Genomic DNA, 12,141 nt, shown 5'->3' on the forward strand with positions numbered 1-12,141 from the left:
CGTACCGTCTCCGCGCGGCGGCGCTTGATCGCTTGGTTGAGGAGTTCGACCGAGAGCAGCAGCGCGAGGGGTGGGCAGGCGGCGACGGCGATGGAGAAGGCGTTCAGCTCGGGCGCGGAGGCGATGTTGGCGCACAGCGAAAGCCCAATGCCGAGGGCGAACGACAGCCACGCCTTCCACCGCCCGGTGGCGCAATGACGGTGGCCCGCCTTCCACAGCTCGATCGTGGCCATCGTCAACAACCCGTCGACGATGAGCGGCCAGAGGGTGGCGGTGGTCTCGTCGGCGCCGAACCGCAGCGCGAATTCGCGGCCGTGCCGGTAGGAGACGTAGGCCGCGCCCACGGCCACTAGCAATGTGCACGCGCACTGCAGGTGCAGCGATCGATCGGGAGCGGGGCTGGCTGTGGAGGGAGTGTTGGTCATCGGGCGTCACCTGCCCGGGGCTGCCCGTGGGTGTCGCGGATCGGGACGCCACGTTCGTGCAGGCGCTGGCGCACGGTGCCGGCGGCGACGTCCATGCGTGCGGCGATCCGGGCCAGCGACCACCCCTGGTTGTAGAGGCGGACGGCGTCGTCGATCTGCTCGGCGGATAGACCACGTCGGCGCATCGAGACACCGTGACGGTGCAGGATGGCGCTGACGGTGCGGCGCTCGATGCCGAACTGGTCGCCCAGCTCGTAGACGGTGGCGCCGGACTGGTAGCCCTTGATCAGTTGCTGCACTTGGTCGTCGGGGAGGCGCCGGGTGCGGCCGGGCTTTGCCCGCTTCGGTGACGGTTGGGGCGGTGTAGCCAGGTCCGGCAACTTCGTCCGCAGTGTTTCCAGGGCGCTGACCTGGGCCATTGTGTTCGAGTAAGCTCCCCCAACCTCCACAGGAAGGGCACTCAGGAAGCCCCTACACAGGGTTTGACCTGCGAAAACGCGAGATCAAGGGGCTTCCTGTCCGGTTATCGGCTTATGTTCCGTGTTCGTGTGAATGTGCTGGTCAGGGGCAGGTGTCCGGGTTCTATTCCCGCAAGGTGTTTGAGGGCTGTCGGTCCGCCCCCGGTCCTGTCTCGATAAGCCGGTGGCAGTCCGGGCCGATGTGGCGCCGGGCGCGGCGTGGAAGCTAGTCCACGATGTGCGAGCGCGGTGGGCTTCCTGCGGCTTGGCGTCAGCTCGCGTCGTCGAGTGTGAGCTGACGCATGTGGAAATCGAAGTGCTGTGTGGGAAAGCGGTAGATATTGGCCAGGGTCATGAACTCCTGGAAGAACGGATCCCACCGGGTGGGGTAGTGCATGCCGCGGACGAGGTCGGCCTCGGTTTCGGCGTCCAGTCGACGGTGCAGTGCCGCGATCACGCGATCGAACCGGGAAGCCATCTGCTTGCGGGTGAGGGCGGTTCCGCCGAGGTAGGAACCGGCGTAGTTCACAAGGTCGAATGGTGTGGTCGCAGCGTTGAGCGCCCGCGCGAAACCCCGTCCGGCACCGGAGGGTCGCCGGTCGAACACCTTCGCCAGGGTCACCAAGGCGCGGATGATCAGGTAGCCGAGCAGCATGTGGAACAGCAGTTGCCGGTTGTTCCAGCGGGTTCCGTTCGATGGCTTGCGCAGATCGGCATCGGTAGCAGCGTTGAGGAGCCGATGGAAGCTGACGCGTGCGCGCTCCATGTCATCGTGCACGGCTTGCTTGTCCATCCGTGCAGTGTCTGCCGGTTTCGGGTGTCAGCGCCATTGGCTAACGGGTGGTGTGGTTTTCGATGATGTGGCAGACGACCGCGTCTTCGCCGCGGCGTTGGCTGTCGCGGGCGGCCTGGCGGGCGGTGGCCAGTGAGCGGCGGAGCTGACGGAGTTCGGTCAGTGTGCGGTCGATCTCGGCGATGTGGGTATCGAGCAGTTCGGTGACCCGGCCACAGGGGGTGGCGCCGTCGCGCTGCAGGTCGATGATGTTTTTGATCTCGGGCAGGGTCAGGCCCAGAGTCTTGGCTTGGCGGATGAAGCGCAGCACGTCGAGATCGTCCTCGGTGAAGACGCGGTAGCCGGCCTCGGTGCGCTCGGCCGGGGGAAGCAACCCCTTGGACTCCCACAGTCGCACCGCCTTGGCGCTGACCCCGGCGGCCTTGGCCGCCGCGCCCACGGTCATGCCCATCAGAGCCTCCTGCGGCGGCCGGAACTTTCATCCTTGACCTTACCCCAGGGACAAGGTTCTAACGTCTACGGAGGCGAGGACAACCGCAGGGAACCAGGGGAGTTAAACGACCATGGATATGGTGAGGTTGCAGGTCACGGGCATGTCGTGCTCGGGGTGTGAACAGCGCATCGCGAGGGTGCTGCACCGCGTGGACGGCGTGCGGGAAGTGACCGCTGACCACAGCACCGGCCATGTGGAGGTGAGTATCGGCCCGGGACTTGCCGATCGTGCGGTGCTGGCTGAGCGGATCGAGGCGGCGGGCTTCGAGGTCATCGACGGGGCGAGCCGGTGAGTACGGCCGTTGAGGAACGCCCGCAGTTGTGGGCCTCGGAGCCGAGTACGACGCCGGGCCAGCGGCGGATTCGGGCGCGGATCTCGGGTCTGCATTGCTCGCTGTGCACAGGCACGATCGAGAAGGCCCTGGGCCGCATGGACGGGGTCGGCACTGTATCGGTGAGCCTGACCCACGAGCAGGCCCTCGTTGACTACGACCCCGGCATTGTCGAGCCCGAACAGATCCTGGGCACGCTGCGTGATATCGGCTACGAACTCTACGATCCACGCAAGCTGCGTGCCTTCGAGGACGAAGAGCGCGACCTGCTACGCGAGGGCCAACGGCTGTTCACCGCGATCGGCGTGAGCCTGCCCGCGATGGTGCAGATCGCCGAGGGCTGGTGGACGATCGCGTGCGCCACCCTGCTGGTCGGGGCGCTGGCGCTGGTGTTCTCGATCCTGCGCCCCACCGGGCAGGGGCGGGCGGCCGGATGGGCCGCCGCGGTCGCCGCCCCCGGTGCGCTTGCCCTGGCCGCCCGCTTCTCCGGGCTGCTCGCACCACCAGTCAACGGCTGGATCGCCGCCGGGCTGGCGGGGGTGATGGTGTTCGGGGTGGCCCCGCACATCCTGCGGATGGCGTATCAGTCCGCGCGCCGCGGCATCCTCAACCAGCACGTGCTGCTGGAGATCGGCGCGTTCGCCGGCATCACCGGCGGCATCGTCGGGCTCACCGGCGTCCTGGCGGACTATCCGACTGCGGAGTTCTTCGCGGTGGCGGCGATCGTGGCGACCTACCACATCTTCTCGGAGTGGCTGTCGCTGCTGGTCAAGACCCGCTCCAGTCAGTCGATCAAGAAACTGCTGGACCTGCAGCCCGACCTGGCCCGGCTGGCCACCGACTCCGGCGAGTCCGAGGTGCCCGTCGAGCAGGTCGAGGTGGGCCAGCTGGTGCGGGTGCGGCCGGGTGAGCGCATTCCGCTGGACGGGCGCATCAGCTCCGGCTCCTCAGCGGTCGATTTTTCGCTGGTCACCGGGGAACCGGTCCCGGCCGAGCGCGGGCCGGGCGAGGAGGTCGTGGGCGGGGCGATCAACGGCACCGGCAGCCTGCTGATCGAGGTCACCGCCACTGGAGCGGAAGGCTTCCTGGCTCAAGTGGTGCGCCATGTGGAGGACTCCCGGGCGCTCAAGCCCGGCATCCTGCACCTCGTTGACAGGGTGCTGCGCGTCTACACGCCCACAGTGCTCATCGTCGCTGCCGTGGCGCTGCTGGCCTGGCTCGGCGCGAGTTGGGCGGTCTCCGGGCAGCCGGATGTGCACCGGGCGGTGTTCGCCGCGCTCGGGGTGCTGGTGATGGGCTACCCCTGCGCGGTGGGCATCGCGGCACCGCTGGCGATCGTGCGCGGCACCGGGCACGCCGCCGACCGGGGCATCGTCATGCGCACCGGCGAGGCATTCCAGACTTTCCGGCTGGTACGCCGCATCGTGCTGGACAAGACGGGCACCGTCACCGAAGGCCGCCCCACCGTGCGGGCCGTCGCCTCCACCGACGGCGACACGGCCGCCGTGCTGGCGTTGGCCGCCGCGGCAGAGCACCACTCCGAACATCCCCTCGCCCGCGCTGTCGTGGTCGCCGCCGAGGACGCGGGACTGACCGTGGCGCAGGCGCACGATTTCGAGTCGATGACCGGCTCCGGCGTGCGCGCCACCGTCGACGGCCAGCACGTCGTAGTGGGCCGCCCAGGATTGCTCCCCGACAGCGGCGTGGGCCTGGCGGGGTTGTCGGACTGGATCGCCGAGCAGGAAGCCGCCGGGCACACAGTGATCGCGGTGGCCGCCGACCAGGTGCTGCGGGGTGCGATCGCACTGGGCGACCAGGTGCGGCCCGACGCCGCCGAGGCGGTCACGGCCATGCGCCGCGCCGGGATGCAGCCGGTGTTGGTCACCGGCGACAACCAGCGCGCCGCACGCCACGTCGCCGATCAGATCGGCGTCACCGAAGTTCATGCCGGGGTGCGCCCGGAGGGCAAGGCCGCGATCGTGCGCGAGTTGCAGGCCGACGGCACCCGGGTGGCCATGGTCGGCGATGGGATCAACGACGCCCCCGCGCTGATGCAGGCTGACGTGGGCGTGGCCGCCGGTGGCGGCACCGACATCGCCGTGGAATCCGCCGACGTCGTCCTGCTGCGCGACGAGGTCACCGCGGTGCTCGATGCTCGTGCGATTAGTGCCCGGGCCTACCGGCGCACCCGCACCAACGTGGGCTTGGCGTTCACCTTCAACGGCCTGGGCATCCCGCTGGCCTCTACCGGGCTGATTTCCCCGGTGTGGGCCATGGTGGCCATGGCCGCCAGCGTGACCACGATCTTCCTCAACTCCTTCGGCACGCGCCCCTCGCTGCTGATCAGCGCCATCGCCAGCGTCGGTCGCGCCCGCAGCGCAGCAGGCCAGGAGTTCTCCGAGCAAACCGTGACCTGATTGGCCACGGCAACACCGGATTTGACCGCACATCACGGGTTCGGGGGCAGCGCCCTGGACTTGTCGCACAGGAAATGACGTGTCTGAGCAACTGACAAAGCCCGCTGCTCCGCGCGGGATGCTGGCGCTACTGACCGCCGCGGCGTTTGTGATCTTCGCGCAGATCTTCATGGTCGCGCCGCTGATCCCGCGGCTGGCCGAGGTCTTCCACGCCTCGCCCGACCTTGTTGGGCTGGCCGTGCCCGCCTACCTGATCCCCTACGGAGCGATGGTGCTGGTGTGGGGACCGGTCTCCGAACACCTCGGGCGCCGTCCGGTCATCCTCGGCTCACTGGCCGCCCTCACCGTGCTGGCCGCCGCAACCGCGTTGGCCGGCAGCGCCGGGGCGTTCATCGGGATGCGGCTGGCCACCGCGATCGGCGCCAGCGGCGTCGTACCGATCTCCCTGGCACTCATCGGGGACCTGGTGCCCTACCAGCGGCGTGGCCACGCCCTGGGCTGGCTGTTCGGTGGTATGGCCGGGGGCATCGCCGTCGGCGCCACCACCGGCGCCCTGGGCGAGCCGCTGGTCGGCTGGCCCGGACTGTTCCTGGCCGCCGCCGCGGCCGGGCTGGTTCTATTCGTCACGGCGCTGGCACTACTACCGAAGACCCCGCGGTCGGCGGCACCGCCCGCGCCGCGGACCGTGGCCGCCGGGTACCTGAACCTGCTGCGCCCGGCCCGTGGGCGCCGCACCTACACCTACGTGCTGATCAACGCGCTGCTGCACTCCGGCATCTACACCTGGCTGGGCGTGTACCTGACCCAACGTTTTGGCCTCGGCGAGTTCGGCATCGGGCTGACCCTGCTCGGCTACGGCATCCCGGGCCTGCTGCTCGGTCCGGTCATCGGACGCCTGGCCGACCGCTACGGCCGCGCCCGCATCATCCCCGCCGGCGTGGCCCTCGGCGCTGTCTGCGCCTTGCTGCTGGCCACGCCACTGCCGCTGCTGGCCGTGCAAGCCACCATCGTCGCCCTCTCGCTGGGCTACGACATGACCCAACCACCGCTGGGCGGCATCGTCACAGACCTGCCTGGCCACGGTGGGTTGGCTATGGGCCTCAACGTCTTCACCTTGTTCACCGGCATGGGACTGGGCAGCCTCGCTTTCCAAGCCGTCCTGCTGCCTGCCGGATTCACCGCGGCTCTCAGCTCTTTCGGGGTCGCCGCGCTGGTCGCTGCGGTAGTCGCCCTCCCGGCATTCCGCCATGAACGACCAGAAAGGTCGTCCACGGTGTGACGCGCGTCCGGCCGGCGCAGCGGAATTTCGCCGGGCCACCTGGATAGAGAGCCTCGTCAGTTAGCCAATCACCGGCCCAGGTCGACCCGGCCCTTCACAGGTCGGCTCAGCAAGCGGGAGGGCTCGGGGCCGACAGCGCCGTCCAGCCCAGTTCTGTTGATGCTCGCCGTACCACCTGGAATTCCTCGGCGACCGGGATGACTTCGCCTTGCGGGTGCGCGGTTAGCCAGTCGGCGGCGACCTTGCGTGAGCTGAAGAAGTGTCCGAGATCGCAGAGATCGCGCAGGTTGGCCACGGCCCGGGTGAGGTGCATCTTTGATACCAGGGCTTCTGGCGGGTCGACGCGGACGATGCCGTTGGGGGTGAGTTCGATGCGAATGTGCTGGCCGGTGGCTGGGCAGGTGGAGTCCACCACGCCGGGGTGGCCGAGGCCGCGCGGGAACTGGAGCGTATCGGTGGCGCACCACCCGTAGACGGTCCTGCGGTCGAAGGTGAACGCGTGCGGTGTGGGGCGCAGGGTCAGCCCGAATCCGGCGATTCGGCCGTGCTCGTCCCAGTCCACCCCAGGCTGCCTGGCCAGCTCGGCTTGAACCTTCTCCATCGGCCAGCCGCCAGCGGCGGCCAAGTGCTCTGCGGAGACGGGTTCGCCGAGGTCGACGAGCAGGCGCCACAGGTGCGGCAGTAGGTCAGGCATGGCCAGGTTCGCGTTGACCACGCCAATCAGCTTCTGCACGCCGGCGTGGATCTGTTCTTCGGTCATGGCGATCAGTCCTTGGTTGTTAACTTCGGCCCGGCAAGCTCACTCGCCAGCCTGGTCCTCGTCGTATCGCGTCAACGCCGCGGCCATGCCCCGCGCTGCGGCGAATCCGTCCTCAAGAGACAAAATGGCGATGTCGTCGCGACCGGCTGCCCAGTGCTCGGCCTCGGTGTGGTTGGGGAAGAAGAAGCTGTGATGGCAGAAGGAGCCCCAGATCGCGGTCTTCGTACCGAAGTCGGATTGGCCACGAGCGGGCACTCGCTGCGTCACGACAGCGTCGGCCGGATCGGCCTCGGTGGTGCCGGAGGGACTGACCTGGAGCCGCACGACCGCACCGGATTCGGGGGCGGTTGAGCACACGGTGATCGGTGTGTTCAGCACGATCGTGAAGATCAGGGTGTCCATCGCGCACCATGTCCACTTCCGGGCGCCGCCGATGATGACCTCGTGAGCGGTCGGGTTGTGGGTCAAAACGAGTCCCACGATGTGGCCCTCGTCGTCGCGTTCGGTCCAGGAATCGAGCAGGGCAGCCGCGTGTGCGTGCTCGATGCCCAGGCCCGCGATCGAGTCCAGGACCCGGTCACGGCGGACGGGATGGTCCTCCTGGGCGAGCAGGCGGAGCATCCGGATCAGCAGACGGGCCTGGGCTGGGCCGAGATCGAGGGCGCCGCCGGGCTGGCTGAGTTCGTCGACGGCCTGGGTGGGATGTGCGCTGGTCACGGTCCTTACCTCCCACGGTGACGGCGTAGTTGCTGGAGTGCCGCGACCGTAGGGTCTGACCCCGGGGTGAGGGTCAAGCGTGCGCGACGCAGCGGGGGTCACCCGGCCAGCACACCCCACCCCGCCCGGCTAGTTCTGTGCGGTGGGCATCCTCGAACTCGTCGATGCGCCGCAGTGTCTGCTGCAACTCGTCGATCCGTGCGGACAGGCGCTGTCGTGACCGCTGAAGCAACCAGGCCAGACGGGGGCCGATCGGATCGGCGGTGCCGGTCAGCTCGCGGATCTCGGCCACGGTGAGCCCGAGGCCGCGGAGCTGGCCGATCAGGTGGACACACCACAGGGCGTCGGCGTCGAAGAGTCGGTAATTCGCCGCGCTGCGACCGATGGTGTAGATCAAGCCCCAGTCGCTGTACTGGCGCAACGTTTTGATCGGGACGCCGGTACGGCGGGACAACTCCCCCACGGTCATTACCTGGGACTGTCCCGTGCTCTCGGTCATCGTTGGGTCTTTCCGCTCAGGCGGCGCAGCAGGAGAGTTTGGTGATGTCGCGGGTGAAGGTTTGGGCGGCGAGTTTGAGGGCCTCGGCCATCGTCAGATACGGGCACCACAGCTCGCCCATGTCGTAGACGCTCATCTGGTTGTGCAGCGCGTAGACCGCAGTGGCGATCACCTCCCCGGCGCCGTCAGCGAGCACGTGCGCACCGAGCAGCCGGCCGGTGTCACGTTCGGCGACCAGCTTGATCAGCCCGCGCGTGTCGCGGTTGATCAGGGCGCGCGGCACATGTTCCAGCGGCAGGACCCGGCATTCGCAGTCGTAACCCCGCTGCTGGGCCTCGACCTCGGTGAGGCCCGCGGCGGCGACCTGGGGGCTGGTGAAGGTCACCCGCGGCAGGTGGTGGTAATCCAGCGTTCGGCCTGCCTGGTGGAAGGCGTTGTCGACCACGACCGCGCCGTGCGCGCCCGCGACGTAGACGAACTGCGGGTGCCCGGTCACGTCACCTGCGGCCCAAATCCGGGGGTTCTCGGTGCGCAGGTGTTCATCGGTGACGACCTGGCCGTGCTGCCCCGTCCGTACGCCGACGGCGTCCAGCCCCAACCCGTCGGTGACCGGGGCGCGCCCGGTGGCCATCAACAGGGCGTCGACCCGCAACTCGCGAGCGTGCCCCCGCGGGTCGCGCAGCTCGGCGACGACCCGCCCGTTCTCGCGTCGCACCCGCGCCAGGACGGTGCCGGAGTGCACGCCGATGCCTTCCTCGGCGAAGACCCGCGCGAGCGCGTCGGAGACCTCGGGTTCCTCGGCCGGAGCCAGTCGGTCCAGCATCTCGACCACCTCCACGCGCACCCCGAGGCGAGAGAACAATTGAGCCTGTTCCAGGCCGACATAGTTGCCCCCGACGACCAGCATCGATTCCGGCAGGGCCGTCAGTTCCATCGCCGTGGTCGAGGTCAGGTAGTCCACCTCGTCCAGCCCGTCCACCTGCGGTATCCGCGGGGCCGAGCCGGTGGCGACGAGATAGTGCTCGGCCTCGATCCGGCGGCTCCCGCCCCCGGCGAGGTCGACCTCCACCGCGGGGCCGTCCACGAACCGCGCCTGGCCAGCGATGATCTCCCAGCCGTACTCGGCGGCCAAACCCGTGTACTTGTCCTGCTGCATCGCAGCCACCAGGTCACTTTTCCCGCCGATCAACTCGGCAAACGCGACCTCCTCAGCGCTGGCCCGCACCCCCGGGAACCGCTGCGCGGACAGGGCCATATGCCGCGCTTCGGCGGCAGCCAGCAGCGCTTTCGAGGGCACGCAGCCTGTGTTCACACAGGTACCCCCGACGGTGCCGCGCTCGATCATCACCACCGAGCGGTTCTCCCGCCGCGCGGCGATCGCCGCCGCGAACGCCGCACCCCCGGAGCCAATGATCGCCAGATCGAAGGCCATCTCCGCACCTTTCCTGACGAGCCGCCGCGCCCGCCTCGTCATATTCGCCTCGCCGGATGTATCCTGGTGTCATAGTATCCGTCTTGGCGAATATGTGCAGGTGGTGATTCGGCATGAGTGAGGCGGCGGACATCGCCCCGGTCGACGGGTTGCTTGGCCAAGGGGACGAGGTCGGCACGGTGGCGAAGTTCTTCCGTGCCCTGGGTGACCCAAGCCGCCTGCGGCTGTTGGAGTTCCTGCTCGACGGTGAGCGCTCGGTGAGCGACTGCGTCGCCCACATCGGCCTCTCGCAAGGCCGGATCTCCACCCACCTGGCGTGCCTGGCCGACTGTGGCTACGTCCACGCTCGTCGTGAAGGCCGCTGGTGTTACTACCGGGTCACCGATCCGAGGGTAGCCGAGTTGGTCATGCTCGCCCGTGCGCTGGCCGCCGACAACTGCACTGCGCTGGACGCCTGCGAGCGCATCGACGCACCCGCGACCGCCCCGAGACGGATGTAGGGGAGGGGGATCGATGGCCACCACGGACAAGCGGCCGGTGCTAGCCACGCTCGGCGTCGGCGCGTTGCTGGTGCTGTGCTGCGCCGCTCCCGCCCTGATCGCCGCGGGCGCACTCGGCGCTCTCGCCGCCTGGCTGGGCAACCCCTGGGTGATCGGTGCCGCCGTGGCCGCCGCGCTCGTCGTGGCCTGGCAGGTCGGGACACGGCTTCGGAGCAGGTACTCCAGCACCTGTGATGCACCCAGGCGACCCGAGCATCGCGACGAGGACCGGCCCTCGTAGCCCCTCGCGCCCGTACACCGCTGTGACCAGGAGCGTTCATGCCTGCCTCGACTCACTCGACCACGCCCGCTCATCCCCGTCCGGTCACCAGCGGCGCCGTGCTGGCGCAACTGGTCCGTGACCGTCCCTCCCGCGTCGTGTTCGCGACTCTGACGGTCATCAGCTTCGCCGCCTATGCCACGGTGTTGCCGTCCGAACAGGCTGGCGGACAACTCAGCCTGTCCAACTGGACGTACCTGACCGGGCTCCTACTCGGCTTTGCCATCGTGCTGGCCCTGGGGCTGGCCGCCGTGTTGACCGTGCAGGTCTATGCCCTGCGCCAAGCTGTCGCGGCACGCCGCACTGCCGGAGGCCGGGCCGCACTCGGTGGACTCGGATTCCTTGCCAGCCTCGCGCCCAGCCTGTGCTGCAGCCCCGTGCTCCCTGCCATCCTGGCGCTGTTCGGCGTCGGCGCCAGCGGCGCCACCGCCACCATGAAAACCATCGCCCCGTATGCCACCGTGATCCTCACGGCAACCCTCGGATTCTTCTTGCTCCTCGGGTGGTGGAGCATCCGACGCCTCGCTCGCCAGGGCAGCGCGACCGCTGGCGTGGGCGAGGACTGCTGTGGCCCTGCGGAGTCCACGAGCCGCTGAGGTGCGGCTGCGTCACATCGGTGTTGCCGGGAGGGATACCTCCCGCAGTCGATATCGACGGCTCGGTCAGGTCCGGTGCCCGACAGAGCGGCAACCCACGCAAGCAATCCTTCCTGGATCTTGCTCGGCTCACGTTGATGTTGCCGCGTCGGTCAGTTGATGGGTGAGCGGCGTTCCAGGAGCACGGTGTCGCGCCAGATCCCGTCGCGTTGGGCGATGCGTTCGCGGACGCCGATGGTGCGGTAGCCGGCGGCGTGGTGCAGGGCGATGCTGGCGCGGTTCTCGGTGAAGATCGCGGTTTGCAGGGTCCAGAGTCCGGCGGCGTCGGCTTCGGTGACTTGCTTGTGCAGCAGCGCTTTCCCACCTCCGCGTCCGCGGTAGCCGTCAGCGACGTAGACGGCGGTCTCGGCGACTCCCGCGTAGCACTCGCGCGTTGAGACCGGGCCGGCGGCGGTCCAGCCGACGACCTCGCCGTCGAGTTCGGCGACCCACCGGTGCTCGGGCAGCCATTTGGCGTCGAGGCTGGCTTTGCTGGGCACGGTGGTCTCGAAGGTCGCGATGCCGGTGTNGATGCCCTCGGCGTAGATGCGGCGCACGGCGGTCCAGTCCTTAGCGTTCAGTGCTCGGACGGTGACATCGGCCGGGAGGTTGTCCGGGCAGCAGGGCTGAGGTCCGAGCAGACCCATGACGGCGTCGGCGGCGTGGGGCAGGCCGGTGCAGCAGGCTTCGTTGATCGTGACGATCGTGGCGGTGCCTTCCTTGTGGAGCCGGACGAAGCCGACGTCGGCGAGCTTGCGCACGTGGAAGGAGCAGGTCGACTGGCTGGTGCCCAGGATCTTCGTCAACGCACCCACGGTGATGCCCTTCGAACTGGTGGCCACCGCGTGCAGCAGCCGCACCCGCACGGGTTCGCCGAGGCACGCAAACCAGTCGGCGTAGGTCGCCGCNTCNGAGGTGGGCAGGACCTGGGCTTGCCGAAGCGCTATCGCCATGCCGCCAGTATATCGATCGAAATCGATGGTTGCTTCTATCGAGCGCGCTCGATATATTCACCTCAACTCAATCGAGATGTATCGATGGATGGAGTGAGGGATGAACGAGTCGCCTGTGGTGGTCGTCGGT

The 12,141-nt window shown here is 68.7% G+C and carries 15 protein-coding genes; 6 read left to right on the plus strand and 9 right to left on the minus strand.

Features of this window, described 5'->3' with window-relative positions; genetic code table 11:
- The 4 genes from A37U_RS0135555 to A37U_RS0135570 all read right to left on the minus strand — a co-directional run.
- The coding region (locus A37U_RS0135555; protein ID WP_026197964.1) for a DUF2637 domain-containing protein at positions 1 to 425 on the minus strand (425 nt) is incomplete at its 3' end.
- Positions 422 to 844 (minus strand): hypothetical protein, encoded by a 423-nt coding sequence (locus tag A37U_RS0135560; protein ID WP_020497034.1) that lies wholly within the window; start codon positions 842 to 844, stop codon positions 422 to 424. The genes A37U_RS0135555 and A37U_RS0135560, both read right to left, overlap by 4 nt.
- Before the next feature lie 310 nt (positions 845 to 1,154).
- Positions 1,155 to 1,676 (minus strand): DinB family protein, encoded by a 522-nt coding sequence (locus A37U_RS0135565; RefSeq protein ID WP_020501430.1) that lies wholly within the window; start codon positions 1,674 to 1,676, stop codon positions 1,155 to 1,157.
- Positions 1,677 to 1,716: 40 nt separating this feature from the next.
- A complete protein-coding gene (locus A37U_RS0135570; RefSeq protein ID WP_020501431.1) occupies positions 1,717 to 2,127 on the minus strand; it encodes a MerR family transcriptional regulator in 411 nt (136 codons plus the stop codon).
- Positions 2,128 to 2,239: 112 nt separating this feature from the next.
- Here A37U_RS0135570 and A37U_RS0135575 point away from each other — a divergent pair, with 112 nt between their 5' ends.
- The 3 genes from A37U_RS0135575 (at position 2,240) to A37U_RS0135585 (ending at position 6,196) form a co-directional block, all read left to right on the plus strand.
- Positions 2,240 to 2,461: a heavy-metal-associated domain-containing protein gene (locus tag A37U_RS0135575; protein WP_026197965.1), complete on the plus strand. Its 222-nt coding sequence runs from the start codon at positions 2,240 to 2,242 to the stop codon at positions 2,459 to 2,461.
- Positions 2,458 to 4,917, plus strand: a complete 2,460-nt coding sequence (locus A37U_RS0135580) for a heavy metal translocating P-type ATPase (RefSeq protein WP_026197966.1) — start codon at positions 2,458 to 2,460, stop codon at positions 4,915 to 4,917. Before A37U_RS0135575 ends, A37U_RS0135580 begins: the two co-directional genes overlap by 4 nt.
- A 79-nt stretch (positions 4,918 to 4,996) precedes the next feature.
- Entirely contained in the window at positions 4,997 to 6,196 is a 1,200-nt protein-coding gene (locus A37U_RS0135585; RefSeq protein WP_240437788.1) for an MFS transporter, read from the plus strand.
- Between the two features lie 106 nt (positions 6,197 to 6,302).
- Here the strand turns inward: A37U_RS0135585 and merB (A37U_RS0135590) are convergent, their stop codons facing one another.
- From merB (A37U_RS0135590) to merA, 4 genes are all read right to left on the minus strand, one after another.
- Positions 6,303 to 6,956 carry an organomercurial lyase MerB gene (gene merB, locus A37U_RS0135590; protein ID WP_020501435.1) on the minus strand — a complete coding sequence of 218 codons (654 nt, stop codon included), beginning with the start codon at positions 6,954 to 6,956 and terminating at the stop codon, positions 6,303 to 6,305.
- A 39-nt stretch (positions 6,957 to 6,995) separates the two neighbouring features.
- Positions 6,996 to 7,673 (minus strand): organomercurial lyase, encoded by a 678-nt coding sequence (gene merB / locus A37U_RS48845; RefSeq protein WP_020501436.1) that lies wholly within the window; start codon positions 7,671 to 7,673, stop codon positions 6,996 to 6,998.
- A 73-nt stretch (positions 7,674 to 7,746) separates the two neighbouring features.
- Positions 7,747 to 8,142, minus strand: a complete 396-nt coding sequence (locus A37U_RS0135600; protein ID WP_020501437.1) for a MerR family transcriptional regulator — start codon at positions 8,140 to 8,142, stop codon at positions 7,747 to 7,749.
- A 46-nt stretch (positions 8,143 to 8,188) separates the two neighbouring features.
- Entirely contained in the window at positions 8,189 to 9,604 is a 1,416-nt protein-coding gene (gene merA / locus A37U_RS0135605; RefSeq protein WP_020501438.1) for a mercury(II) reductase, read from the minus strand.
- A 113-nt stretch (positions 9,605 to 9,717) separates the two neighbouring features.
- Between merA and A37U_RS0135610 the strand changes: the two genes are divergently transcribed.
- The 3 genes from A37U_RS0135610 to A37U_RS0135620 are packed head-to-tail and all read left to right on the plus strand — an operon-like array spanning position 9,718 to position 11,019.
- Positions 9,718 to 10,104, plus strand: coding sequence for an ArsR/SmtB family transcription factor (locus A37U_RS0135610; RefSeq protein WP_020501439.1), 387 nt, complete (start codon positions 9,718 to 9,720; stop codon positions 10,102 to 10,104).
- A 13-nt stretch (positions 10,105 to 10,117) separates the two neighbouring features.
- Positions 10,118 to 10,384: a hypothetical protein gene (locus tag A37U_RS53250; RefSeq protein WP_020501440.1), complete on the plus strand. Its 267-nt coding sequence runs from the start codon at positions 10,118 to 10,120 to the stop codon at positions 10,382 to 10,384.
- 38 nt (positions 10,385 to 10,422) lie between these two features.
- Positions 10,423 to 11,019, plus strand: coding sequence for a hypothetical protein (locus A37U_RS0135620; RefSeq protein ID WP_020501441.1), 597 nt, complete (start codon positions 10,423 to 10,425; stop codon positions 11,017 to 11,019).
- A gap of 152 nt (positions 11,020 to 11,171) precedes the next feature.
- On the opposite strand, the gene A37U_RS0135625 is transcribed toward A37U_RS0135620, so the two are convergent.
- Entirely contained in the window at positions 11,172 to 12,011 is an 840-nt protein-coding gene (locus A37U_RS0135625) for a helix-turn-helix domain-containing GNAT family N-acetyltransferase (protein WP_020501442.1), read from the minus strand.
- Positions 12,012 to 12,141: the final 130 nt, after the last annotated feature.

This window comes from Sciscionella marina DSM 45152, from assembly GCF_000379465.1.
GTDB classification, from domain to species: Bacteria; Actinomycetota; Actinomycetes; order Mycobacteriales; family Pseudonocardiaceae; genus Sciscionella; species Sciscionella marina.